We start from the raw sequence: 26,654 nt of genomic DNA, 5'->3' as shown, positions 1-26,654 counted from the left end.
AAACAACCTCTCTTTTATGTTTTAATCTGCATAGTTGTTAAAAAAAAGACATATTACCTATTAATTAGATGTATAGCTCAACATACCCACGTCCAAAACTTGATTCTGAACGTATATTTGTAAGAACATAAAATTAGTATAATGAACAAGCAGTATTGTAAGGTAGGATCGGTAACACCAATGGAAGCAAATAATGATATCATCAGCTTATTGGAGTATCAATATCAAACTTTTTTGAAAAAAGCTTCAAACATACAGTCAAATACTCAATTGGGAGAGTTTTTTGAATCAAAAGCGCAGAAAATTAAAAGAACTCTAGAAGAGTTAGTTTAACCTTTCTAGCTCAATTTTCATAGCTTCTTGCAATTCTTTAGCCTTAGTTTTGGCTGAATCTGCAAAATTTTCTTGATCAGAAGCATATATTATTCCGCGTGAAGAATTAATTAGTAGACCAATATCTTTGGTCATACCATACTTACATACATCTTTTAAGTTGCCGCCCTGTGCGCCTACGCCAGGCACCAATAAAAAACTATTAGGCACTATCTCGCGAATTTCTTTTAGATATTCAGCCTTTGTAGCCCCTACCACATACATTAAGTTCTCAGCACCTTCATATGTTGTAGAAACAGATAGAACCTCTTTATAAAGTTCTACTCCATCTATTTTTTTTGTCTGAAAATCAAAAGCACCTTCATTTGAAGTTAGTGCAAGTAAAATGGTATGCTTATCCTTAAAGGCTAAAAATGGCTCAACAGAATCGCGCCCCATGTAAGGAGCTATAGTTATAGAATCAAAATTTAAATCTTCAAAAAATGCCTTCGCATACCTTGTAGAAGTATTTCCAATATCTCCTCTTTTAGCATCTGCTATGGTAAAAATATCAGGATGATTAGTATTCAAATATTTAATCGTTTTACGTAATGCCGACCAGCCTTGAACTCCGTAAGCTTCATAAAAAGCAATATTGGGCTTATACGCCACACACAAATCATGAGTAGCATCTATAATAGCTTTATTAAAAGAGAAAATAGGATCTTCTTCTTCCAATAAAAATGCAGGAATTTTTTCTAAATCGGTGTCTAAACCAATACACAAAAAAGATTTTTTTTTATGTATTTGATTTACTAACTCTTGAGTAGTCATAAATTAAAATATCTCAGAGGCTTCCCTCAATTTCTCGGTATTCTCTACAAAACTTAATTCGTCTATTATTTTTTGAATGTCACCATCAATAATATTCGACAAATCATATAAAGTAAGACCTATTCGGTGATCGGTAACTCTACCTTGTGGATAATTGTATGTTCTAATCTTTGCAGAACGATCACCACTACTTACTTGAGAATTTCGTTTAGCAGCATCTTCTTCTTGCTTCTTTGCCAATTCTAAATCGTACAATCTAGAACGAAGTACCCTAAAAGCCTTGTCCTTATTTTTATGTTGCGATTTTTGATCTTGACATTGCGCAATCAATCCGGTTGGTATGTGCGTTAAACGAACAGCAGAATATGTTGTATTTACAGACTGACCACCAGGACCAGAAGAACAGAAAAAATCAATTCTTACATCTTTAGGATCTATTTGCACATCAAATTCTTCAGCTTCAGGCAAAACCATAACCGTAGCTGCACTGGTATGAACTCGACCCTGTGTTTCTGTTTGAGGTACACGTTGAACACGGTGTACACCAGCTTCAAATTTTAAAGTCCCATAAACATTCGTGCCAGAAACTTCGAACTGAATTTCTTTATAACCACCACTAGTACCTTCACTAAGGTCAATTACGTTAGTTTTCCATCCTTTGCCCTCACAATACTTCGTATACATTCTAAAAAGGTCTCCGGCAAAAATACTAGCTTCATCCCCACCCGTTCCGGCTCTGATTTCTACTACTACATCTTTTGCATCTTCTGGATCTTTCGGAATCAACATTAATTTAATATCCTCTTCAAGCTTTGGCAATCCGCCTTTAGCCTCATCCATTTGCATTTTTGCCATTTCAATCATTTCAGCATCACTTCCATCAGCAATAATCTCTTCGGCTTCGGTAATATTATTGGTAAGCTCAAGATATTCATCTCGCTTATCCATTAAATCTCTAAGATCTTTATATTCTTTTGTGAGTTTTACATATTTCTCTTGGTCAGATATAATATCTGGCTGAATTATAAGGTCTGAAACCTCATCAAAACGTTGTTTTACTATGTTTAACTTGTCTATCATATGCTTACTTCACTTGTACGGCAAATTTACAATAAAATTACAGACACACTAAAGCGATTATTACGGTAAGAATTAAAAAATAAGAAAGTGATTCTATATAAATGACATCTAATTAAGCAATATACCATTGCTTTTATGCATTTTATTGTTGCTATCCACAATAATTACCTCTGTATCGCCCAACTGATTAATTAGTGCGAGCCCTGCATCGAGACCCATTACAAATATTGAAGTAGCTAATGCATCTGATGTTTCGGCACTTTTGGCAAAAACCGAAACACTATTAATACCCGTCGCCGGATACCCTGTTTTCGGATTTATAATATGAGTATATTTTTCATTACCTGATAGTATAAAATTACCATCGCCACCAGTGGTTGCCACAGAAGACTCTAAAATAGGAATCCAAGAAGATATACCGCCTTTTCGATCGGGATTCACAACCCCTATAAGCCATTTATCTCCCGTTACTTTTGTACCCCAAGTAGTGATATCGCCATCTATATTGATAATACCTGCTTTTACGTCATTAGAAACCAATAATGCTTTTACCTTATCTGCAGCAAAACCTTTACCAATACCACCAAAAGAAATACGCATTCCTTTTTTATTAAGATAAACGGTTTGTTCTTTACTATTTAGTATAATGTTCTTATACCCAATTTTACTCTTTACCTCATTTATCTCACTTGAAGTCGGCATGACATTCATAGAACCATCGAGTTTCCAAATATCATTTAATGCTGTAAATGTAATATCAAAAGCACCATTAGTAATTTCAGATAATAGAATGGATCGCTCTATAAGTTTATACAACTCCCAGCTAACGGTTACAGGTTTAATACCTGCATTTTTATTCACCAAGCTTGTTTCAGATTCCTCGCTCCAAGAAGATATAAGTTTTTCTATTCTTTGTACTTCTGCCAATGCCTCTTGTATATAAATATACCCAAGCTCTTCATCTTCAGAAATTACGGTAATATCAAATTCACCGCCCATTACCTCGTAAGACTTCTTAACTGTTACGTACTGTTTCTCTTGACCATACGCGAAGCAGGTCATTAGACATAAAATTAAGACATAAAATTTCTTCACTTACTTTCTCTATTTGGTGGTAAATATTGACATAAAGAATTAATAAGTTAGGTTGGTATAGTTATGGTTTACGAATTAGTAGCTTGATGTTTATTCAAAGACACGCAATATAGATCCCTCTAAGCTAGTATTATAAATTTTCAATGACTTAGAAGTACTATTCGGAATTTCATTTAAAGGTGAACCAGTTTGCGAAAATTTAGACCCGTGTACATCGCAATAGAATATACCACCATCTTGATTAACAAATCGCACTTGATCGTATTGTTCGTGGCTACAAATTTGAGTTGCAGCAACAAATTCACCTTCAAGGTTCTTAACTACAACTACTAAGTTTTTAAGAATAAAACCTCCATTATTAGTCAGCTTTGCAGCTTCAGAAGACTCTAGATCTATTGTAAAATCGATATCAGTTGGCTGGGCGACAATATCACCTTCTACATCACTATCTTTTGAACAGCTTCCTAAACAAGGAAAAGTAATTGCAAATGCCGCACCGGCACCAAGTGTTCGTAAAAATTTTTTTCTTTCCATAGCAAGATAGGTTTATACAAAAAGAACGATTTATTTACCCTAATCGTATATGTTAATACACAAAGGTGCCATACTTACTTGAAATTGTGAGTTTTTTCGAATCTGACGCCTCTACCCTACCGATAATTTGAGCATTTACGCCAAAACTTTTTGAAATTTCAATGATGTCATTTGCTACATCTTCAGGAAGATAAAACTCTAATCTATGACCGCAATTGAACACTTTATACATCTCTTTCCAATCCGTACCAGACTGTTCTTGAATGAGTTTAAAAAGTGGTGGCACATCAAATAAATTATCTTTTACCACATGTAATTCATCAATAAAATGAAGAATTTTCGTTTGCGCTCCGCCACTACAATGAATCATTCCGTGAATTTCGTTTGAGCTATATTTTGAAAGTATTTTTTTAACGATTGGTGCATAAGTTCTCGTTGGCGACAATACTAATTTACCAGCATCGATAGGCGAATTCTCAACTGTATCAGTCAACTTCACATTACCAGAATAAACAAGCTCTTCAGGCACTTCGGCATCAAAACTTTCAGGAAATTTCTCCGCTAAGTAATTCGAAAAAACATCATGGCGTGCAGAAGTAAGTCCGTTACTTCCCATTCCTCCATTATACTCCTTCTCATAATTGGCTTGACCAAAAGACTCTAGACCAACAATGACATCACCTGCTTTAATATTGGCGTTATCAATAACATCAGTTCTTTTTAATCTAGCAGTAACGGTAGAATCTACAATAATGGTTCTCACCAAATCACCGACATCTGCGGTTTCACCACCAGTAGAGTGTATGGTTATACCAAACTCACCTAAATCATTGATCAATTCTTCGGTACCATTAATAATTGCCGAAAGAACCTCTCCCGGAATTTTATTTTTGTTTCTACCTATAGTAGAAGAAAGCATAATATTATCAGTTGCCCCAACACAAATAAGATCGTCGATATTCATAATCAATGCATCTTGAGCTATACCTTTCCATACAGAGATATCTCCGGTTTCTTTCCAGTACATATATGCTAAAGAAGATTTGGTACCCGCACCGTCTGCATGCATTACCAAGCAATATTCTTCATCTCCCGTTAAGTAATCAGGAACAATTTTACAAAACGCCTTCGGAAAAAGACCTTTGTCAATATTTTTTATCGCATTGTGTACATCTTCTTTTGAAGCTGACACGCCGCGTTGCTGATATCTTTCACTGCTTGATGTGGACATAATTTAGATTTGTGACAAAAATAAGGGAATCATTAAAACTGATACTGCTGTTCAGCTTAATATTCCCTCAATTTTTTCAATTATGAATTTAACTTATTGAATAAATAATAATTCTCTATACTTGGTTAACGGCCATAAGTTGTTATCCATCAGCTTTTCTAGTTTATCACTATGCAATCTAATCTCAACAAAATATGGTTTAACATTATGGCAATAGGCTTCGGCTTTCTTCTTCGTGTCTTTTAAAGAATTTGCTTTTTTACGTGCATCTGCCATAGCATCTACCATTTTTTTAATACTTACCACATGCTCCGCTATCTCTTCTATCATAGTCAATTGTCCTTCAGAGAATTTTTTATGCGCAGCCCCATAAATTTCTTTTAGTCCGGATACATTTTTAATCAACTCGTTTTGATATTTTAATGCTGCAGGCATAATATATCCATAGACTAATTCATTATATACCCTACCTTCTATCTGTAGATGCATAATATAATTCTCTAAATCTACCTCTTGACGAGCACTAACTTCAACCTCGCTCATTACTTTCATTGACTCAAATAAGGCAAGACTATTTTTTGATGTCAATACCTCTAGAGCTTCTGGTGTATTTCTATTATTACTTAATTTTCTTCTTTTGGCCTCGTTCTCCCAGTCAGAGCTATAACCATCACCATCAAAACGAATTCTTTTAGATGTTTTAATATATTCACGAAGCACATTAAAAACAGCTTCGTCTTTTTTCAAGCTCTTCTTATCGATCAATACATCGACCTCCTTTTTAAAATCTTTCAATTGCTTCGCAACTATAGTATTTAAAATAGTCATTGGCTTGGCACAGTTCATTTTTGCACCCACACCACGCATCTCAAATTTATTACCTGTAAAAGCAAAAGGCGAAGTTCTATTGCGATCAGTATTATCCATCAATATTTCAGGAATTTTACCTACAACGTTCAACTTCAGCTCTGTCTTTTCTTCAGGTGACAACTTCCCTTTAGAAACACCTTCAAGTTCATCTAAAACATTACTTAACTGTGAACCAACAAAAATTGAAAATATAGCCGGCGGTGCCTCATTAGCCCCTAAACGATGGTCATTACCTGCCGATGCAATTGAAGAACGCAAAAGTTCTTCATACGAATCAACTGCTTTAATTGTATTTATAAAAAAGGTCAAGAATTGAAGGTTTTTCATTGGCGTAGAACCCGGACTCAATAAATTGACTCCAGTATCTGTTGCTAACGACCAGTTATTATGTTTACCAGAACCATTAATACCAGCAAAAGGTTTTTCATGAAAAAGAACCTTAAGCTGATGCTTATCCGCAATCTTATCCATCACATCCATCAATAACAGATTATGATCAATGGCTAGGTTAGCCTCTTCAAAAACAGGAGCTAATTCGAACTGATTCGGTGCAACTTCATTATGCCTCGTTTTAACAGGAATACCCAATTTGGTACATTCCTTTTCCAAATCACTCATGAAACTTAACACGCGACTCGGTATTACCCCAAAATAATGATCATCTAACTGTTGCCCTTTTGCGGGAGTTTCACCAACCAAAGTACGACCCGTCATCATAATATCTGGCCTAGAATGCGCAAGAGCCTTGTCAATTAAAAAGTATTCTTGCTCCCAACCCAGGGTAGCATTAACTTTTGATACGGTTTTGTCAAAATATTTAGCAACAGCTGTAGCCGCATCATCAACCGCACCTAATGCCCTTAACAAAGGCGCTTTATTATCTAAAGCTTCACCTGTATAAGAAACAAAAATAGTTGGTATACATAAAGTAGTACCATATATAAATGCCGGTGAAGATGGATCCCAAGCGGTATACCCCCTTGCCTCAAACGTATTTCTAATTCCGCCACTTGGAAAACTAGAAGCATCTGGTTCTTGCTGAACCAATTGTCCACCTCCAAATTTTTCTAACGCCGTACCATCTGGTAAAAGGTCAAAAAATGCATCGTGCTTTTCAGCTGTAGAACCTGTTAATGGTTGAAACCAATGTGTATAATGTGTAGCACCCATGGTAATTGCCCAACCTTTAATAGCCTCGGCCACTTGATCAGCTATCTTTCTATCAATTTTAGAGCCTGAAACCATAGCGCCCTTCAAACTACCTAAGGCATCTTTAGTAAGATATTGCAACATCTTTTTTTCATTGAAAACGTTGACACCGAACAACTCAGAACGTCGACCTTTCTCCTCAATTGCTATACTTTTTCTCTTCTGACTTTCGGCTATGGCAGTAAATCTTGGTGATTTCATATATAAATACATTATTAATTTGACAAAATTACGTTCAATAAATATAAATATGATAAAATACCCGATAAAAAATAGGGGTAGATAACAATAAATTTAATTTTTCAACATTAACCCCCTAAAAAAACGTAAGCAAATCATAAAAAACATATTTTTGTTTGTCTTTTATTAAAAATTAACGAACATTATTATGGCTAAAATTAAATTAGAATACATCTGGTTAGATGGATACTTTCCAACTCAAAACATGCGAAGCAAAACAAAAGTTGAAGAGCATGAAGATTTTAAAGGAACTCTTGAAGAATTAGGCAACTGGTCTTTTGACGGGTCGTCTACTAGACAAGCTGAAGGTGGATCTTCTGATTGTTTGTTAGTACCCGTAGCAATATACCCTGACCCCGCTAGAACCAACGGTTATTTAGTTATGACAGAAGTTATGAATGCAGACGGTACTCCGCATGTATCTAATGGAAGAGCTACGATTGATGATGAAGATGATGATTTCTGGTTCGGTTTTGAGCAAGAGTATTTCATTATGGATACCAAAACACAATTACCTTTAGGTTTCCCAATTGGTGGTTACCCTGCACCACAAGGTATGTACTACTGCTCTGTAGGTGGTAAAAATACACATGGTAGAGGTTTAGTTGAAGAACATGCTGATCTTTGTATCGATGCAGGTTTAAATTTTGAAGGAATTAACCAAGAGGTTGCTTCTGGACAATGGGAATATCAATTATTTGCAAAAGGCGCTAAAAAAGCTGGTGATGAAATCTGGATTTCTAGATACCTTTTAGACAGATTAACTGAAAAATATGGTTACTATATCGATTACCATCCAAAACCATTAGGAAAAGACATGGATTGGAATGGATCTGGTATGCATGCAAACTTCTCTAACACGACATTAAGAACTTGTGGTTCTAAAGAAACTTACGCAGCAATCTGCGAATCTTTCCGTCCGTTTGTTAAAGAGCATATTGAAGTATATGGTGAATTTAACGACCAGCGTTTAACTGGTTTACACGAAACTGCAGCTATTACAGATTTCTCTTGGGGAGTTTCAGATAGGGGTGCATCTATTCGTATTCCATTAATTGCTGTTGAAAAAGGATACAAAGGATGGTTAGAAGACAGAAGACCAGCTTCTAACGGTGATCCATATAAAATTGCAGCTAGAATTATTAAGACAGTTAAAACTGCAAAAGTTTAATACCAAATTAATTGTTGATTATACTAAAAACGCCTTGGAAATTTTTCCAGGGCGTTTTTTATTTATTTAATATTTGAAAGAGATTATCTATTGAATTGTGATATATATAAATGCTAGATAAACACTAATAAGTATTAAACCATCTCTCCACCCCAATCGCAATCCTTTTGGTATAAATACTAGAGGAAGAATAAGGAAAGAGATACCTAGCATCCAAAAGATATCGTTCGTCAAAAGACCTTGGTCCATAACGGTAATAGGTGTAATTATAGACGTGATACCTAAAACTGCAAGTAGATTAAATATATTGGAACCAATTAGGTTTCCTAAAGAGATTGCTTTTTCTTTCTTTATCACAGCAATTATAGATGCTGCCAGTTCAGGAATACTTGTCCCTACAGAAACTATCGTTATAGCTATTACACGTTCACTTACACCAAATACGGTTGCCATACCTACAGCACCAGTAATTAATAGCTCAGAACCTCCCCAAAGGGCACCGCCGCCTAAACCTAAAAATAAAGCGGTCTTATACGTAGGCATCATCACATCTGGTTCATCTTCTTCGTCTATAACCGCAGGCTTTTGAAATCTCAGCAGATACACTAAGAATAGAAAAAGAAATACCACCATTATTATACCTTCATATTGCACGAGTACTCCGTCAAAATATATAAAGAAGAAAAACAATAAAGAAGCAAGCATCATTACAGGCCAGTCAGTAGTATAGAAACTCTTACTTACATCTATTGGGCTCAACAAAATAGTAATAGCAAGTACGAGACCTAGGTTAGCTATATTAGACCCTACTACGTTACCAAGTGCCAAATCTGGAAATCCGTCGAGAGCTGCATTAATACTTACTATAAGTTCTGGTGCTGATGTTGCAAATGACACCACGGTCATACCTATTACTATTTTCGGAATCCTAAGTTTTAATGATAAATCTACAGCAGCTTTCAACAACCAGTTTCCACCTGCTATTAATAATACGAGTCCGCCAACGATGAATAAGAAATCTTGCATGAAAAGAATTTTGGCAAATATAAATAGAAGATATCTCTTGGCATATGACAAATGATTTGATCTGAAAACTAAATCGCTTCATTCTATTATCTCATCTAGATACATCTAAAACTTCGAGCATTTTTTTATCTAGGAATGAAACAGGTCTTTTTCGACAATTTTAATCCATTTCAAGCCTACGATTTCTAAAAAACATCATAAACCTCTCTACAATTTTTCTCAAATAGAACTAAATTAAACAATATAGCATCATATTGAAACTTGTTTGTAGAAATGAAGTTATGAATGATAATTAAATTCATTTTTTTACTTACATATTAAGATCCAAATACATTATTTTAACAAATTTCATTTGTAGAAATACTACTACAATTATATCTTTCAACAACAACCAAACAAAATTATCAACCACTAAAACTTTACGATATGATTGCTTTAATAAAACTTCTTGTAATGCTAATATTAAGTATAATAGTCACGCTAGTATATCATTAAAGAATTTACACCCTCTGAAACATAGAAACCTAGCGACTTGATCAATCGTTATGTTATTTATGTATTTTTGTTAAAATTTTAAATTGAAAAAGAAACTCTACAAACTAATTGCAAAGCTCAATAAAGCTCTTCTACCTTCTTACAGTAAACAACGGTTAGATTTATCTAAGGCAAGTAAGCTGCAAATGGCTATTGTCGGTTGGCGCTATTTGATTACCACAAAAGCATTAGATTAATATTTCATTAAAGATTTTACAGGGTAAGAATTTATTTTAGTACCACCTTCTAGAAAAGTTAATTCAATAAGAAAATTACATTGTATAATTTCTCCACCTAATTTTTCTATTAATTTACAAGTAGCATTCGCTGTACCACCTGTCGCTAACACATCATCATGTATTAAGACTCTATCGCCTTTCTCTATTCCATCAATATGAATCTCTAAGGTATCGGTACCATATTCTAAATCGTAAGTTTCCCTTAGGGTCGCAGATGGCAACTTACCTGGTTTACGAACAGGCACGAATCCGGCATTAAGCTTATCGGCTAGCAAGGGTCCGAATATGAATCCTCTACTTTCCATACCTACAACTTTGTCTATGTTTTGACCCTCTAGCAGCTCATAAAGTGCATTAGTCGTTTCTTTAAGAGCTTTAGGGTTTTGCAGTAACAAAGTTATATCCTTAAAAACCACTCCTTCTTTAGGAAAATCGGGCACATCTCGAATTAAACTTTTAAAATCCATTTAATATTGTGTTCTTAATTTTGTGGTAAAAGTAAAAAGAAATATATTTGCACCCCGCTAAGGGAAAATTAAAAATGGCCTCGTGGCGCAACTGAATAGCGCACTTGATTACGGCTCAAGAGGTTACAGGTTTGAATCCTGTCGAGGTCACAAAAAACCCCATAAAATATGGGGTTTTTTTATTCTCAATAATGACGTTTAGCATTATATTTTTTTATTTCGAAGCATTAATTCTAAAAAATAGTAATCTCCGTATACAATTGGCTCATCCATCTCATCTTTTTTAGGCCAATTACCAGTGCTATGACCCAAGATAAAAGGAGCTTCTATTTCTGCGGATAGAATATACGCTTCACTTTTTAAAGTATTCAATACTTTATCTGCATAATCAAGATAGCTAGTATCATTGGTGTATGAAGATAATTCTACTAATCCAGATGCAGTTATTGTAGCCGCAGAAACGTCTTTAACCACATTAGGTATATTTGGGTCATTAAAATCCCAATAAGGGATTCCGTCTTCAGGTAAGTTATCATGACTTAAATAGAACACAGCCGATTTTTCTGCTTGTTCTAAATACAACACATTCTTTGTATATCTATAACACATGGTAAATCCGTAAATACCCCATGCCTGACCCCTAGCCCAAGCTGAATTATCATTAAAACCTTGATGGGTAACTTTATCTTTAACCTCGCCAGAAATAGTATCATAGACAACAACATGAACACTACTGTTGTCTTGCCTAAAATGATTTTTTAGAGTCGTATTTGCATGTTGTATTGCAATATTATGGAATGTACTATCGCCAGAAATCTTTGTGGCTTCAAACAAAAGCTCAAGATTCATCATATTGTCTATAATTACAGGAAACTCCCAGATATCACTGTTAAAATCCCATGATCTTAAACTGCCTACTTTTTCATTATATCGGGTTGCTAGTGTAGTAGCACTTTCTATAATTACTTCTTTGTACTTCTCTTCCTCAGTAATTTCATACCCTTCCCCAAAACTACAGAACATTTTAAAACCCATATCATGCGTACCGCCGTTGGTTTTCTCTTTTTCCATAAATGCTGTCCATGCTATTGCTTTTGTTTTAAAAGCATCGTCACCGGTTATCCTATACAATTGCCAAAGATTACCTGGGTAAAATCCGCTTGTCCAGTCATTAGAAGCAACTTTAAAAACTTCTTGGGTTTTGGTATTATAATTTCTTGGAAATTCTAATGAATCTATAGGATAATCTAACAATTTCTGATAGCGAATTTGCAAAAGAGAATCTGCCGAAACGATATATGTTTCAGAAGATTTATCAGGCACATCTTTGCAAGAAATTGTGGCAAAAGAAATTAGAATAACGAACACCTTAATTACTTTACTTACCATAGAGCACAGTTTTAATTAGTACCGAGTAGCACATATATTACAATTGTAATTATACAAAATAATATTTGCGGTTCTTTCAGAGTAATTCCAGTTTTCTAATATTTTGATATAAAATGATTTAATATGTAAAACAGCTATTCCTATTAAATCTGTAACAGATATTCGCATCTGAGATAACAAATGGCATCGAGCAATAAGCCGCAGGGATTAATAACTATAGACATTAAAACAGCTGCATCTCAAAAATTAAAATTGTTAATTCAATCGGTTGTTCAGTTTTAGTACAGTTGAATATTAAAGAAAAAACTACTTGTTTTTTATCTTTCATAAAAATGTAAAATTTCTTGAAATGAAAAAAATAGTTTTGTTATTAATGCTTACAAGTTCTGTTCTAATCAGTTGCTCAAAATCTACTTCAGATAAACCTACAGCAAAACAAAATGACGTAGATGAAGAAGTTATAGAAGAAGAAGTTATCGAAGAAACATGGATTACAATACCCGTACCCGCAGATGCAGGTTCTGGTATGACTTGGGAGTTTCAAGAAACCGTTTCAGATGATTTTGAATATGAAGCACAGGCCTCGAACAAAGGTGCTATATTTTTAGATAAATGGGATGATTGGTATCATAATGCGTGGTCAGGACCGGCATCTACCACTTGGTCTAGAGAACATTCATCTGTAGAAAATGGAACCTTAAAGTTAATTGCTTCACGTTTTGAAACCGAAAGGGTCAATGCAGGTGTCATACATTCTAAACAAACTGTTCAATACCCGGTATACATAGAAGCTAATATCAAAATAATGAATTCGGTATTGGCAAATGGCGCTTGGTTACTAAGCCCAGACGATACTCAAGAAATTGATTTTATGGAAGGCTACGGTGCAGATTTTTCAGAGAGTGCAAATGATGATCTTTCATGGTACGCACAAAGAATGCATGTTAGCCATCATGTTTTTATTAGAGATCCTTTTCAAGATTGGCAACCAAGCGAGCTAGTGAACGGTAATGGTAATCCTTCACCGAACCCCACGTGGATAACTCGAAATGACGGTGCCGGTAATATTCTTTGGAAAGATTCTTTTCATAGATACGGAGTCTATTGGAAAGACCCATTCAATTTATACTACTATGTTGATGGTGTACTAGTAACTAAAAGAGAAGGAAAAGATGAAATTGACCCTTTATATCTGACGAATTCAACTAACCCAGGTGATACTACTAATGATACCAGAACTGGCTTATCTAAAGAAATGGATATTATTTTCAGTGTTGAAGAACAAGGGTGGAGAACAATAAATGGTAAGGTTGTTATACCTACCGATACCGAATTATCAAATACCGATAATGCATTTACTATTGATTGGATAAGAATTTTCAAACCAGTTGAAAACTAGTTTAAATTGATTTTAAAACTAAGTCTCTTTTCAATAAAATTATTGAAAAGAGACTTAGTTTTTTTGTTTAAAAAAATATTCCAAAAGACTAGATATAAACTAGCACACTAATGTTGTTTTTTCTTAATTGAGTTTACTTACCATTTTTAACAATGAAAAATGTCCCTTAACGACTGCATTAGTTTCAATTGCATCATCTAAAATTTGATGTTTTTGATTTGGAAACAACTCGGCTAAAGCTATCTCGTATAATTTTAAAAGTGGAGAACAAGTAAATAAAATAAATTGTTCATTGTCATTTTCTATATATGACAACTCATCTCCAATTAACAAACCACTTAAAAAATAGAACCCTTCATTTTTAGATGTGCCATTTAAAATATCATTGGCACGTATAGTAAATAAATGAGCAGTTAACTCTTTTCTGAAACCTGAATGCAACCCTTTTAAAAATGCTTTTTCTGATACAGTTGACCACTGTTGTTCATTTACACTATTAGAGAGAATGCTATTTTTAGATAATAGCTCAAAAAGCTCACCCGTCATATAGGTTTTAAACCCTACTATTTCATTAGTATCGAAATAAACATGTTTACTATGCGTACCAGGTAAAATCAAAATACCTTTTTCATATTTAGTAATTGTGGTATTTAATCCAATAACTTGGGCTTCTTCACCACGCATAACATCAACAACATCCCTGACTCCAGATATTAAAAGTACATCTGAAGATGTTAAATTATTGAACAACTTCCAATGCAAACCCTTCCCAGTAATTGAAAAAGGAATGTCGGCATAGTCCATTTCAAACATACCAATACTAGAAGAAGCCATACCCGAAATCACAATTAAATTGTTTTGATATGCTACAGGTAAATTATCAATTAAGCCTATTAATGTATTATAAAAATAATCGAATTGCTCTATTTGAGTCTCTTTCAAATACTCTTGATAAACAGTCTTTACACCTGCATTAGATGCAAAATTCGCAAGCACATTCAGTGTTTCGGTTTCAATGACTTTTAATCGAATATTTGTTGTTCCCCAATCACAACTTATAAAGGTTAATGGTATTTTCATATTCTAATTTACCAATTTGTAAAAGAGCCATCATTTCTGTACAATCTTGGCACTTCTGTCATTTTAAACTTTTGTTTTACTGCTAAGTCTTCATTAAACTCAACACCTAAACCAGGAGTATTGGGAACGCGGTATCTCGCGCCATCTAATTGATGCTGCACTGGATAAAACTCTGGTGCATTTGTACCCATATATTGCGCGGGAGTATTTACTTCTTCTAAATAACCAAAATTAGGACATGCCGCTGCCAAATGAATAGAAGCAGCCGTACAAATTGGACCTAAAGGATTGTGCGGCATTAAGTCTACATAATGCGTTTCGGCCATTGAAGCTACTTTCATCGCTTCTGTCAATCCACCAACATTACAAACATCTATACGCGCGTATTGTGCAATATTATTTTCTAAATACGGCATAAACTGCCATTTGCTTGAAAACTCTTCTCCTATAGCAAAAGGCACATCGATCATACGCCTTAGTTCTTGATAAGCCCCTGGGTTTTGATCACGAATGGGTTCTTCAAGAAAATCAATAGTACCGCCTGGCATTTTTTTCATGAACGAATAAGTCTCTGCAATGTTCAGTCGTGTATGGTAATCTACGCCAATGGTAATTTCAGGACCAACTTCTTTTCGTAATTCGGTAATCCAATTTGCAAGTGTTACTATAGATTCTCTAGGTTCAAAGCTACTTTTATCTTCTTTAGATTCAAATTCAGCTGGTGCAAGTCTTAATACTTTCCAGCCTTCTTTTACACATTTTTTAGAATACTCTAAAAGTTCTTCTTTGGTAGTAAACCTAACCGAGGCAAAACATTCTACATAATCTCGTTGCTTTCCTCCTAAGAGTTCATATACTGGAACTCCTAAATCTTTCCCTTTAATATCATATAATGCAATATCTATTGCTGAAATAGCAGCCAACAAAACCCTGCCACCTTCAAAATATTGACCTCTATACATTTCTTGCCAAAGGGCACCAATTTGTCGAGGATCTTTGCCAATTAAAAAGCCTTTAAAATGTTCAATTGCCCCAACTACGGCAAGTTCTCTGCCTGACAAACCAGAACATCCCAAGCCGTACAAGGCATTATCGGTTTCTACTTTTACGACCAATTGTACTCCTCCGCCTTCAATATTTATAGGATACGACTTGATATCGGTTATTTTCATAAGTGTGCGTTATTTTATTTCTCAGGAATTATTCGTTCTACCTTGCCAACAATAAACGTATAGGAAATTAACCCCAATAAGGCCAATGCCCCTATGAAAAATAGAGCAGGGCTAAAATCACCATCTTGTACTAGATAGCCTATTACAATAGGAACTATAACAGCAGACAAACCGCCTATAAAATTAAAAGTCCCTCCTATTAAACCTATATTATTTTTCGGTGCAATTAATGACACAAAAATCCATGCAATACTAGCTAGTCCATTTCCAAAAAAAGCTATGGATAAAAACACAATTATAAACGTAGTATTCTCTGTATAATTTGCGCCAATAATTGCAATGGACAATAACATTCCAGTAATAATAGGCGCCTTTCTAGCCACCTCGCGTGTATATCCTCTTTTTATTAAATAATCAGAAGTGAAACCAGCTAGAAGCACACCAAAAAATGCAGCCAAATAAGGAATTGATGCATAGAACCCAGATTTAATAAAATCTAATCCTCTAAATTCAACCAAATAAGTGGGAAACCAAGTCAGAAAGAAAATAGTCGTCGACCCCAAACAAAACTGCCCAATATATAAGCCCCAAAGTTTACGATATTTGAAAGCATTCGCTAAATCTGACCAATCAAACTTTTGAGTTTCGGTCTTATCTCTGCTAACGACCAAACCACCACCATCTTTGATGTGCGCTAATTCAGCATCACCAAGTTTTTTATGGTTTTGCGGATCTCGGTAGAAAAAGTACCAAACTGCCGCCCAAATTAGACCTATTACCCCAGATACGATAAACAACCCTCTCCACCCCAAGGCATCTTGAATTAATGTGAGCACCGGTAATAAAAAAGCCATACCTAAAAATTGCCCTGATGTATAAGTTGCAATAGCGGATGCTCTTTCGTTTTCGGGAAACCATCGTGTTACTATTAAATTATTGATAGGATAGGATGGTGCCTCAAACATACCAATACTTGTTCTAAGCCCAAGAAGCGCAGTAAAAGAATTTACCAGACCTTGAACCAATGTTGCAATAGACCATAACACCATAATAAGTGGATATAGTATTCTTGACTTTACCTTGTCGGCAACAATACCCCCAGGTATTTGTAATAGAGAATACGTCCACCCAAATGCTGAGAAAATATACCCCATTTGAATAGCCGTAATACCCAATTCCTCTTTTATAGCTCCTGCTGCTATTGATATATTTGTACGGTCTAGATAATTTATAACTACGGTAACAAATATCATTGTCAATATCTGATATCGTTTTTTACCAACACGTTCTTTTGAGCTTAGCTCTATTTTACTCATATTTATTCGTTTAAGTATACTTATTACCTGTTTGCTTGTTGTAATTTCTTAACTCGAATTGACAATTCTCCTTAATGTTCTAATTGTATTACGACAATAAATTATTATGATATCGGTTCAATAATTTCATCATAATCTTTGAAATTTAGCTCAGTACTTTTCGTAACCTTGAACCACTCATCAAATTATCGCTCTAAAACTTATTCATATTCTGTAAAACTGTAAACTTGAGTATAGTTTTAGCTTAAAGTTTATAGCATAACTTGCATATAAATTAAGATGTGTTATTATGAATAACAAACATTCTAGAACATCATCTTCGCTTGCTTCAAAACTAGTTCTAAACATTAAATAGATTAGGTAATATTGATTCAAATACTATAACAAATAACTTAAAAACACTATTAAGAAAGCACTCGGCAAATCTCACAATCAAATAAACTATTTGTTTGTTAAAGCTTTTATTATAGTCTTAGCACTTACGGTATTTAAGGTAAAATAGAAATAAGCTGAATGAAATTATTGTTATTGGCTACCAATACAGCTTCGGTTTTCCCATGCTTAATACGCTTCATATCTTTTGCGTCATGGGGAGCAAAAAAGCCACTTTCCAATACCGTTATCGCATTGAAGTTTCCTTTTCCATTTCCTTTTAAAAACAATCCTACACCTGCATCATTTCTAGGTGTTTCTATTTCAGAGGCATATAGATTACCTGAAATTAAAATATCTTGTTTTCCATCGTTATCAAAATCATCAGCTATAATATTGTTTATACTTGAAACCTGTGCCAATTGAGGTAATAGGTGTTTTTTAAACGATTTTCCTTCAATATTTTCTAGATAATAAGATGCAAAAGTATTTGCCTTTAAATGAAGTGACCGTTCAAGATCTGCTCCATAAATTGTAGTTAAATCAGCCTCGCCAAACGACTTAAAAGTGGGGAATTTTTTTTCTAATGATGGCATTTGTTGAATAGAACATGATCTTCCCCTTATGGGAAACAATTTACCATGCTCATAATAACTAAGCACGATATCAGTAGAACCATTTTTGTCAAAATCATAACTATATACTTCAAAAGGGGTTGCTTTAGTTGCTTTGTATTTATAGTTTAGCCCAAGGTTGCCCACAATAAGATCCTCATCTCCGTCTCCATCCATGTCCTTATGCACAACCTTGTAATACCAACCCTCACTATCTTCAAGACCCTTAATATTTTTTATAGAAAATGCACCATCTTCTTTCTGAATAAAGGTTGTTACCGGCATCCACTCACCTACTACAACAATATCTAACTTATTATCATTATTAATATCAACCCATGTTGCCGAAGTAACCATCCCTAAAGATTTAAAATCGGGAGCTACTTTATCAGTTACATCTACCAAAAATCCGTTTCTATTCTCTAATAACCTACTATTTGCTGGCTGTGGATAGTTGCCCGGTACAAGTCTACCTCCAATAAATATATCTAGGTCGCCATCATTATCAAAATCGGCTTTTTCAACAACTGAACCACTACTGCTATCTTTTGGTATTCGGTTCTTTGTTTTTTTGAAATTCCCTGCGCCATCATTAATATATAATCTATCATGCAGATTTTTACTACCAGGTATAAATTCATTACCTCCACTGACTACTAAAAGATCTTGATCACCGTCATTATCAACATCGAAAAATGTGCTTCCCATATCTTCAGAAGCCTTGTCCATAGACCATTCTCCATCTGTAATCTCCTTAAAACCTGAACTTTCTTGCAAAAATAACGCACCGGAAAAACCCGCCGCGCCACCAACATAAAAATCATCTAGCCCGTCAGCATTTACATCTCCTACAGCTATTGAAGGTCCAAAAGTTGACATTTTATGAGGTAATAAAACTTCTCTTTTAAAATCATCATAAGTATTCTCTTGATGTTTATAGCTCAATTTAGCGGCTTTGGTACTATTAGTAAAAAGCTTGCGGTTTTTTTTAAGAGTCAGTATTGAACTACCTTTCCCAGAGGTTCCTTTAGTCAAGTCCAAAAGTTGATTGGCATTTACATCTCGTAATTCTTCAACAGTACCATCTGGCCATTTAATTTCTATTTTTTCTATGGACTCTACTTCTCCCAGACCAAAATGAGCTATATCTTCACTTTTAGACATATAGCCTCTAGTGTTCGTAATTTCAATCATTTGCCAGAGTTCAGCGTCTTTAAACAAAGTAACTCTTGTACCATAAATCGATTTATTTTTATTTGCATTTAGGGCTACTCTTAAGTAATTACCCTGACTACGTTCAATAGTATTGTTTCGGTAAAGAAATGCCTTCTCATTAATATTGTTTACTACTATATCTAAATCACCATCAAGATCCAAGTCTGCATAAGCTGCTCCATTGGACAATGAAGGTAAATCAAAGCCCCAATCTTGTATAGCATTTATAAAGGTGAGATCGCCATTGTTCTTATACATATAGTTGGTAAGCTTATCTTCAGGAGCCATTTTTGCCAAAGCTAAAATATCTACTATATCTTGAAATTTTTCATTGGTTTCATGTGCAACCTGCTCTAAACTGTCTAAAATTATTTCGTAAGTGGTATTGACATCACTATAGCGCATATTCCTTTTAATACCATTGGTTACAAAAATGTCTTTAAGACCGTCGTTATCAAAATCTGCTATTAATGGTCCCCAGCTCCAATCTGTATTAGATACCCCTCCCAATTGTGCCAAATCGCTAAATGTGCCATTACCATTATTTCGCTGAAGCGTATTGAACATGTATTGGTAATGACCCCCGTTTTTAACGATAGCCCAGAAATCTTCTGGATTCATACCTCCCATATTGGTTTTAATGCGCTTATGATCCTCGGCCACCATGTCAACAACCATAATATCTAGGTTACCATCATTGTCGTAATCGGCTATATCACTACCCATACTAAAATTAGAGGTGTGTTTGAAGCTTTGCTTTAGAACATCTTTAAACTTACCATTGGCCGTATTCAAATACATAAAATCAGGTTTGTCATAATCATTGGTTACATAGATATCTGTCCATAAATCATTATTGATATCGCCAATTGCAGCCGAAAGTCCATGTGCCAAATTCTGAATACCAGAAAAAGCTGATATTTCTACAAAGCCCTTTTCATTTCCTAAATTTCTATAGAGTTTATCGCTATAAAGCGGATTAGCATTTTTTAATGGAGTTTCACCTCCTTTTCTATTGCCATAACTTGGTGGCTGGTTAACCAAGTACATATCTAAATATCCATCTTTGTCAAAATCAAAAAAATTGGCCTGAACGGCAAAACCGAGATCTGCTACATTATATTGCTTTGCAGCCTCGGTAAATGTCAAATCACCATTATTCAAATACAAAAGATTTGGACTTTCTTCAAAATCACCTTTTGCACTTTTGCATATATAAATATCTTGATATCCATCGGCATTAACATCTGCAAATGTTATTCCTGTAGACCATGTTTTAACATTATGTATACCGCTACTTTCTGTTATATCTTGAAACTGAAGATTTCCTTTGTTTAAAAATATTTGATCATGTACTTGATTTCCTGTAAAAAAAATATCGGGGAAACCATCATTATTTATATCTGCAATAGCAACACCAGCACCGTTTACAAACTTTTCGTTTAACAGATGATTATCTTCTTGGGTCTCTACTAAGCTATTTTCAAAATCGATACCTGAATATGTATAATCAATCAACGTAAATCGTTTATCGGTATCACTAACAGGCAATTTTTTTTTCTTAGTACATGAACTTATTAGTACTAAAAAAATTAGTAACACCTTATAAATAGCTTCTTTCTTACTCATTATTTTATATGGTTTTGTTATTAAAAATAACCGTGTCTAAAAACAACATACAATCATATATACGTACACAATTTTTACTAGTTGTTCTGTACCATCAACCATTCAACAGGTTCAATGAGTGACAATATAAAGCAACTTACTCTCATAAAATTAACGAAATAGTGAATTTAAACAGGGTTGATTAGATATTCCTTAATAATGCACATCATTTACCATTAATACTTCAAATATTACATTTCTTTTGGAGTGTGGTTAATGTGGCAATATCAATCACCACTCAAAAATCTATTTTTTTCTTTTAGCATAAGCATAATAACCACTAACGAGAAATGAATATTTAATTAACTTAAAAACTCATAAAACGATGCCTAAACACTATGTAATTAAAAAAATAAAAAAGAACAAGAAGTGGTTTGTACCACTATTCTTTTATCTATGTTTCACTTCACTGACATTTGCCCAAACTATAAACGTGAGCGGAACAGTAACCGATGAAATGAACGAACCTTTAATAGGGGCGAATATCTTGGTTAAAGGAACCACTAATGGGGTTGTTGCAGACTTTGATGGCAACTTTTCTATAGAAACATCAAATACTGCTATTTTAGTTATATCCTATACAGGTTATTCCAAACAAGAAGTATCAGTAAATAATCAAACCACTATTATGGTACAGTTAATGCCAGATGCTGCAGCTCTTGATGAGGTTGTAGTAATTGGTTATGGCTCACGAAAACGAAGTGATGTTACTGGAGCTGTTAGTACTGTAAAAACTTCGTACATTGAACAACAATCTGCTGGTGATGCAACCCGTGCTTTACAAGGTAGTGCTTCTGGTGTAACTGTTGTTTCTTCTGCTAGACCTGGTCAACAAGCACAGGTAAGAATTCGTGGGTTGGGTACAATTAATGGTAATGGACCATTGTATGTTGTTGATGGCGTTTTCGGCGCACAGCTACCACCTACCAATCAAATAGAATCAATGCAAGTTCTTAAAGATGCTTCATCTACCGCAATATATGGTGCTAGAGGAGCAAATGGTGTTGTTTTGATTACTACCAAAACAGGAAGAAAAGGTCAACCAGCCAAATTAGAACTAAACGTTAGAACAGGTATTGGTACGGCGAGCTCAAAGTATGATTTTGTAACAGACCCTCTACTTGTAGGACAACAAATTTGGTTAGAACAAACCAATGACGGTATTATACCTAGTAATGCACATTTTAATTTCGATCCAAATAATATTCAAAATACGACCGTGAATGATTATTTGTTTCCAAATGGTGCATCAATTGGCGATCCATCTACCAATGCTGCCTTATATGCAGAACGAGATTATCCAATTACCTTAACTAACCAAAATGGAACTGATTGGTTAAAAGAACTATATCAACCTGCACCAATAACAGATATTACACTTTCTGTATCTGGAGGGTCTGAAAATACTACATACGCCATAAGCGGTAATTATTTTAAAGAAGACGGTGTATTACGATACAATTCTTTTGATAGATATGCCTTTAGAGCCAATGCAGATTCGCAGATAAAAGATTGGTTAAAAATTGGTCAAAGACTAGGTGTAACCTTAACAGAGTCTAAAGGTAACACAGTAGGTTTTAACGCTATAGTAGAAACAAGTCCTTTAATACCTGTACGCGATATAGCCGGCAACTTTGCAGGTGGCATAGTTGGCGGAGGTTTAAACGATGGGCCAAACCCATTGGGAAATAACTTTCGTGAAAGAAAAGATACAAGAACTACTATTAATGCTACAGGTAACTTCTACGTAGAGTTAATTCCATTTAAGAACGTTACCGTTAAGACGCTCTTTGGTTACAATACAAGTTGGTATGATAATTATGACCCACGCTTTGCTGATCCTGAAAATACAAATGGAACAACTGGTAGTACTTTAAGTGAAACCAGAGGAAAGAACCTTACTTGGAACTGGACAAATACCATAAACTACTCCAAAACATTTAATGAGCTTCATAATTTTGAATTTTTACTTGGTACTGAAGCTACTCGTTTTGAATATGATCAGATTAGTGCAGGTAGAGAAGGTTTTATCTCAACCGATGATGACTTTTTTATATTGAGTTCTGGTTCTGACAACCAGACAAACGATGCAGAAGCTGCAGCTTGGGCATTAAATTCTTATTTCGCTAGAGCATATTATTCATATAATGAAAAATACATGCTTGAAGCAACAGTTAGGCGCGATGGGTCTTCAAGATTTGGTGCGAATAACAGATGGGGTAATTTCCCTGCAGTATCAGGTGGTTGGATTCTTTCAAAGGAAAATTTTCTTAGTGAGAGCAATGCTCTATCTTATTTAAAATTCAGAGCCGGTTGGGGTCAATCTGGTAATGATCAAATTGGTAACTATAACGGCTTTTCAACTTTCGGTTCTGGTCTTGGGGCTTCTTTCTATGGTCTTGGAGGTGCAGATGGTACTATCGTTCAAGGATTTCAATCTACTGCTGTGGGTAATCCTAATGCAAAATGGGAAACGACCACTTCTACCAACTTTGCTATAGATGCTACGCTGTACAACCGTATGAATTTGAGCTTAGATTTTTGGAGTAAAAATACTTCTGATATGTTATTCCCTGTCGCTATACCTGCTGTAGAAGGTATAGCGAACGCACCTTCTGTTAATATAGGTGATATGGAAAATAAGGGTATTGACTTAGAACTTAGCTATAGTGGTGGCGGAAAAGAAGAAGGTGATTTTAAATACAACGTAGGCCTTGTATTCTCTAAATACAAAAATGAAATTACTAAACTTTCTGATAATGAAGACGAGTTTATTGTAGGTAGTCAACAACGTGCACAACGTTATACAAGAGCCGAAACTGGCACATCATTTCCTGAATTCTTCGGATATGTTGTGGATGGAATATTCCAGACGCAAGCAGAGGCAGATGGTCACGCTCCTAATGGTGACTACAATCAGCCTGGAAACCTAAAAATTCGTGATGTAGATGGTGATGGTGAAATAACAGCCGATGACAGAACTTATATAGGTAATCCAAATCCAGACTTCACCGCTGGTCTAAATTTGAGACTAGAGTATAAAGACTTTGATTTCACAGCTAGCTTGTACACTAGTCAAGGTAATGATGCCATCAATTATTATAACCGATTTACACGCTATGGTCTTTTTCAAGGGCCTAAGAGTTCTGATAGACTATATCGTTCTTGGGGCAGCCCTTATTTAGACGATAATGCAAACGCTGTCTTACCAAAAGCCTCTTCGCAAACGAGCTTTGAACAGAATACACATTCTGATCTTGTTGAAGATGCATCATTCATACGTTTGCAAAATGCTCAAATTGGCTTTAACGTACCAGAAAGAATATTAAATGATCTTGATATTTCTTCTATGCGCCTTTATGTTATGGGCACCAATCTTTTTACTATTAGTGATTATTCGGGCTTAGATGCAGAAGTATTTGTAAATAACGAAATAGACAGAGGTCTTGATCGTGGTTCATGGCCAACTCCACGACAAATCATTATTGGTTTAGATATTAAATTATAAATTTTTGGAAAAAATAAAATTGAGAAAGATGAAAAATATAAATATTAAAATCGGGATACTAACTGCGCTTGGGCTTCTACTGGGAGCTTGTAGCGAAGATTTTTTAGAAGAGAAACCAAAGGGAGCGGTAAGTGAAGATGTCTTATCTGACGAAAGCGGTGTTAACTTACTTCTTGTAGGTGCTTACTCTAGAATAGATGGTTATGCGAGTGGTGAAGCTGGTGGTACCGGTGGTGCGTCTGCAACAAACTGGGTATGGGGAGATGTAACTTCTGACGATATGCACCGTGGAGACCAAACAGGCGGCTGGGCACCTATTAACCTTATTGAGAGGTTTGAAGTAGATGCATCCAACCCCTGGGTAGATGAACTATGGGTAGCTAACTTTGATGGCATAGCAAGAGCAAACGATGCATTAAGAATATTGCGCCAAGCGAGCGAAAATATTTCAGATGCTAATGCTGCACAGTTAGAAGCCGAAGCAAGGTGGCTTAGAGCATGGTACTATTTTCAGTTACGTTCTAAAATTGAAAAAGTCCCATTTATCACCGAAGATATGGTAGCTAGTGAAGTTTCTAATGATCAAGAAATCTGGGACGATATAGAAGCAGATCTTCAATGGGGCATAGATAATAATATGGACGAGAACCCTGAAATTGGTCGCGCATCTCGTTGGGCGGCAAAAGCTTTAAAAGCTAGAGTGCATCTATTTCAGCAAGAATTTTCTGAAGCCAAACCGTTATTAGACGATATTATAAATAATGGTCCTTTTATGTTAATGGATCATTTCTATGATAATTTTGACGAAGAAAAACAAAACAATATAGAAAGTATTTTCGAGGTTCAATATACTGTAAATGACGGTGCTGGTGATGCCAACTCTGGTATTGACCATAGAACACTTTTCCCAAGAGGATCTGACATAGGTTTGTGTTGTGCATATAGCGCACCTTCTTTTGATTTGTTCAATGCTTTCAAAGTAGATGCCGATGGTTTACCGTTATTGGACAGTTTTCAAGATGAATTGCTACTAGAAGATTATGGACTTTTAGATACAGATGTATTTGCGCCTACCGATGTAGCTTTAGATCCTCGTGTAGACTGGACTATTGGTAGAAGAGGTATTCCTTTCTTAGATTGGGGCCCAATGTCAGGAGGAGACTGGATGTTGGATCAAGCAGGTATGGGACCATTTTTGAATAAGAAAATTATGTTCTATAAAAGAAATTTTAAAACAATTTCTATCTCAAGTCCAACATGGTCTGCCGGTCTTAATGGTAATAACTGGCGCCTTTTTAGATTAAGTCATATTATTTTATGGAGAGCAGAGGTTGCTGCTGCTGAAAATGACTTAGAGACTGCTAAAAACATGGTTAACATGATACGCGAAAGAGCTCAAGATGATATGGTAATGGGTAAAGTAAACAATACTACTTTTGAAAGTGGCTATGTTCCAGATATAGATGAAGATCAACCTTCAGCTAATTACAACCTTGGTCTATATACTACTTTTCCTAATGTTGAATATGCCAAAAAAGCCATATATCATGAAATGCGATTAGAATTCGCTTTGGAAGGAATGCGTTTTCAAGATCTTGTACGCTGGGGTATAGAAGAAGAAACAATGAATGGTTATTTTCAATCTGAATTATCTGGCGGAAAATTACCTTGGTTACAAGGAGCATCGTTCACTGCTGGAAAAAATGACCATTTTCCAATACCACAGGCACAAATAGATTTACAACCGGGAGTATTGACTCAAGATCCTGCGTATTAGTTTTAAAAAATCGAGTAATTATTTATTGAGTTAGTTTGTTTAAAGGCGACCCTTTCGGTTTGGGGTCGCTTTTTTACTATTAATAACTATACCATTTTTTGAAAATTGTAATCACAACTACATACCCCCTTAAATAGATCATAACTTACTAATAATAAGCAATTAAACTCTTAGTCGTTTAAGCTTAAAATAGGTTGGTCTAAATTTTCCACAGACCTACGTTTCCATAACATTGAAGAGAATTTACCCAATAAAATAAAAATAATGCAAAAATAGAATGGTATTTTTAGATGTTGCCTAAA

19 protein-coding genes and 1 tRNA gene are annotated in these 26,654 nt (G+C 35.0%); 7 read left to right on the top strand and 13 right to left on the bottom strand.

The genetic code is table 11. The features are described 5' to 3' along the window. The first annotated feature begins 141 nt into the window (after window positions 1-141). Entirely contained in the window at window positions 142-333 is a 192-nt protein-coding gene (locus Q4500_RS01855; RefSeq protein WP_303598057.1) for a hypothetical protein, read from the top strand. On the opposite strand, the gene pyrF is transcribed toward Q4500_RS01855, so the two are convergent. From pyrF to Q4500_RS01825, 6 genes are all read right to left on the bottom strand, one after another. Further along, complete coding sequence (gene pyrF / locus Q4500_RS01850; RefSeq protein WP_303598056.1) at window positions 325-1,146, bottom strand: orotidine-5'-phosphate decarboxylase; 822 nt, start codon at window positions 1,144-1,146, stop codon at window positions 325-327. The two genes, Q4500_RS01855 and pyrF, sit on opposite strands and share 9 nt — an antisense overlap. A gap of 3 nt (window positions 1,147-1,149) precedes the next feature. Then, complete coding sequence (prfA, locus tag Q4500_RS01845; RefSeq protein WP_303598055.1) at window positions 1,150-2,226, bottom strand: peptide chain release factor 1; 1,077 nt, start codon at window positions 2,224-2,226, stop codon at window positions 1,150-1,152. 108 nt (window positions 2,227-2,334) lie between these two features. Continuing rightward, entirely contained in the window at window positions 2,335-3,288 is a 954-nt protein-coding gene (locus Q4500_RS01840) for an FAD:protein FMN transferase (RefSeq protein ID WP_303598054.1), read from the bottom strand. Between the two features lie 123 nt (window positions 3,289-3,411). After that, the gene (locus Q4500_RS01835) at window positions 3,412-3,855 is read right to left on the bottom strand and encodes a ubiquinol-cytochrome c reductase iron-sulfur subunit (protein WP_303598053.1); all 444 of its coding nucleotides are present in this window, start codon (window positions 3,853-3,855) and stop codon (window positions 3,412-3,414) included. Window positions 3,856-3,907: 52 nt separating this feature from the next. Further along, window positions 3,908-5,086 carry an AIR synthase related protein gene (locus Q4500_RS01830; protein WP_303598052.1) on the bottom strand — a complete coding sequence of 393 codons (1,179 nt, stop codon included), beginning with the start codon at window positions 5,084-5,086 and terminating at the stop codon, window positions 3,908-3,910. Window positions 5,087-5,179: 93 nt separating this feature from the next. Then, the gene (locus Q4500_RS01825; RefSeq protein WP_303598051.1) at window positions 5,180-7,366 is read right to left on the bottom strand and encodes a glutamine synthetase III; all 2,187 of its coding nucleotides are present in this window, start codon (window positions 7,364-7,366) and stop codon (window positions 5,180-5,182) included. Window positions 7,367-7,553: 187 nt separating this feature from the next. Here Q4500_RS01825 and Q4500_RS01820 point away from each other — a divergent pair, with 187 nt between their 5' ends. Then, window positions 7,554-8,576, top strand: a complete 1,023-nt coding sequence (locus Q4500_RS01820; protein ID WP_303598050.1) for a glutamine synthetase beta-grasp domain-containing protein — start codon at window positions 7,554-7,556, stop codon at window positions 8,574-8,576. A gap of 87 nt (window positions 8,577-8,663) precedes the next feature. Here Q4500_RS01820 and Q4500_RS01815 read toward each other — a convergent pair whose 3' ends face one another. After that, window positions 8,664-9,602 (bottom strand): calcium/sodium antiporter, encoded by a 939-nt coding sequence (locus Q4500_RS01815; protein WP_299796469.1) that lies wholly within the window; start codon window positions 9,600-9,602, stop codon window positions 8,664-8,666. Between the two features lie 578 nt (window positions 9,603-10,180). On the opposite strand from Q4500_RS01815, the gene Q4500_RS01810 reads away from it, so the two are divergent. Further along, window positions 10,181-10,333, top strand: coding sequence for an SsrA-binding protein (locus Q4500_RS01810; protein WP_299796472.1), 153 nt, complete (start codon window positions 10,181-10,183; stop codon window positions 10,331-10,333). Here Q4500_RS01810 and Q4500_RS01805 read toward each other — a convergent pair. After that, a complete protein-coding gene (locus Q4500_RS01805) occupies window positions 10,330-10,842 on the bottom strand; it encodes an adenine phosphoribosyltransferase (RefSeq protein WP_303598049.1) in 513 nt (170 codons plus the stop codon). The genes Q4500_RS01810 and Q4500_RS01805 overlap by 4 nt on opposite strands. Before the next feature lie 76 nt (window positions 10,843-10,918). Here Q4500_RS01805 and Q4500_RS01800 point away from each other — a divergent pair. Then, window positions 10,919-10,992: transfer RNA gene (locus Q4500_RS01800), tRNA-Arg, on the top strand. Between the two features lie 54 nt (window positions 10,993-11,046). Here the strand turns inward: Q4500_RS01800 and Q4500_RS01795 are convergent. Then, entirely contained in the window at window positions 11,047-12,231 is a 1,185-nt protein-coding gene (locus Q4500_RS01795) for a glycoside hydrolase family 88 protein (RefSeq protein ID WP_303598048.1), read from the bottom strand. A 349-nt stretch (window positions 12,232-12,580) separates the two neighbouring features. Between Q4500_RS01795 and Q4500_RS01790 the strand changes: the two genes are divergently transcribed. Beyond that, on the top strand, window positions 12,581-13,630 hold the full coding sequence (locus Q4500_RS01790) for a beta-agarase (protein ID WP_303598047.1): 1,050 nt from the start codon (window positions 12,581-12,583) through the stop codon (window positions 13,628-13,630). 123 nt (window positions 13,631-13,753) lie between these two features. Here the strand turns inward: Q4500_RS01790 and Q4500_RS01785 are convergent, their stop codons facing one another. From Q4500_RS01785 to Q4500_RS01770, 4 genes are all read right to left on the bottom strand, one after another. Then, window positions 13,754-14,710, bottom strand: a complete 957-nt coding sequence (locus Q4500_RS01785) for a 2-dehydro-3-deoxygalactonokinase (protein ID WP_303598046.1) — start codon at window positions 14,708-14,710, stop codon at window positions 13,754-13,756. Window positions 14,711-14,718: 8 nt separating this feature from the next. After that, window positions 14,719-15,882 carry a mandelate racemase/muconate lactonizing enzyme family protein gene (locus tag Q4500_RS01780; RefSeq protein WP_303598045.1) on the bottom strand — a complete coding sequence of 388 codons (1,164 nt, stop codon included), beginning with the start codon at window positions 15,880-15,882 and terminating at the stop codon, window positions 14,719-14,721. 14 nt (window positions 15,883-15,896) lie between these two features. Beyond that, complete coding sequence (locus tag Q4500_RS01775; protein WP_368389715.1) at window positions 15,897-17,189, bottom strand: MFS transporter; 1,293 nt, start codon at window positions 17,187-17,189, stop codon at window positions 15,897-15,899. Window positions 17,190-17,686: 497 nt separating this feature from the next. Beyond that, the gene (locus Q4500_RS01770; RefSeq protein WP_303598043.1) at window positions 17,687-21,028 is read right to left on the bottom strand and encodes a VCBS repeat-containing protein; all 3,342 of its coding nucleotides are present in this window, start codon (window positions 21,026-21,028) and stop codon (window positions 17,687-17,689) included. A 472-nt stretch (window positions 21,029-21,500) separates the two neighbouring features. Here Q4500_RS01770 and Q4500_RS01765 point away from each other — a divergent pair, with 472 nt between their 5' ends. Continuing rightward, window positions 21,501-24,575, top strand: a complete 3,075-nt coding sequence (locus Q4500_RS01765) for a TonB-dependent receptor (protein WP_303598042.1) — start codon at window positions 21,501-21,503, stop codon at window positions 24,573-24,575. A gap of 28 nt (window positions 24,576-24,603) precedes the next feature. Next, a complete protein-coding gene (locus tag Q4500_RS01760) occupies window positions 24,604-26,352 on the top strand; it encodes a RagB/SusD family nutrient uptake outer membrane protein (RefSeq protein WP_303598041.1) in 1,749 nt (582 codons plus the stop codon). The last annotated feature ends 302 nt before the right edge of the window (window positions 26,353-26,654 follow it).

Origin of the sequence: Maribacter sp. 1_MG-2023, from assembly GCF_030547005.1 — a bacterium.
Classification (GTDB): domain Bacteria; phylum Bacteroidota; class Bacteroidia; order Flavobacteriales; family Flavobacteriaceae; genus Maribacter.
This window is presented reverse-complemented; position numbering and strand designations above follow the sequence as displayed.

Bases quoted from the DNA above. Each gene is read 5' to 3' on its own strand.
- Q4500_RS01855 (WP_303598057.1), top strand. From the start codon at position 142: ATGAACAAGCAGTATTGTAAGGTAGGATCGGTAACACCAATGGAAGCA.
- pyrF (WP_303598056.1), bottom strand. From the start codon at position 1,146: ATGACTACTCAAGAGTTAGTAAATCAAATACATAAAAAAAAATCTTTT.
- prfA (WP_303598055.1), bottom strand. From the start codon at position 2,226: ATGATAGACAAGTTAAACATAGTAAAACAACGTTTTGATGAGGTTTCA.
- Q4500_RS01840 (WP_303598054.1), bottom strand. From the start codon at position 3,288: ATGACCTGCTTCGCGTATGGTCAAGAGAAACAGTACGTAACAGTTAAG.
- Q4500_RS01835 (WP_303598053.1), bottom strand. From the start codon at position 3,855: ATGGAAAGAAAAAAATTTTTACGAACACTTGGTGCCGGTGCGGCATTT.
- Q4500_RS01830 (WP_303598052.1), bottom strand. From the start codon at position 5,086: ATGTCCACATCAAGCAGTGAAAGATATCAGCAACGCGGCGTGTCAGCT.
- Q4500_RS01825 (WP_303598051.1), bottom strand. From the start codon at position 7,366: ATGAAATCACCAAGATTTACTGCCATAGCCGAAAGTCAGAAGAGAAAA.
- Q4500_RS01820 (WP_303598050.1), top strand. From the start codon at position 7,554: ATGGCTAAAATTAAATTAGAATACATCTGGTTAGATGGATACTTTCCA.
- Q4500_RS01815 (WP_299796469.1), bottom strand. From the start codon at position 9,602: ATGCAAGATTTCTTATTCATCGTTGGCGGACTCGTATTATTAATAGCA.
- Q4500_RS01805 (WP_303598049.1), bottom strand. From the start codon at position 10,842: ATGGATTTTAAAAGTTTAATTCGAGATGTGCCCGATTTTCCTAAAGAA.
- Q4500_RS01795 (WP_303598048.1), bottom strand. From the start codon at position 12,231: ATGGTAAGTAAAGTAATTAAGGTGTTCGTTATTCTAATTTCTTTTGCC.
- Q4500_RS01790 (WP_303598047.1), top strand. From the start codon at position 12,581: ATGAAAAAAATAGTTTTGTTATTAATGCTTACAAGTTCTGTTCTAATC.
- Q4500_RS01785 (WP_303598046.1), bottom strand. From the start codon at position 14,710: ATGAAAATACCATTAACCTTTATAAGTTGTGATTGGGGAACAACAAAT.
- Q4500_RS01780 (WP_303598045.1), bottom strand. From the start codon at position 15,882: ATGAAAATAACCGATATCAAGTCGTATCCTATAAATATTGAAGGCGGA.
- Q4500_RS01770 (WP_303598043.1), bottom strand. From the start codon at position 21,028: ATGAGTAAGAAAGAAGCTATTTATAAGGTGTTACTAATTTTTTTAGTA.
- Q4500_RS01760 (WP_303598041.1), top strand. From the start codon at position 24,604: ATGAAAAATATAAATATTAAAATCGGGATACTAACTGCGCTTGGGCTT.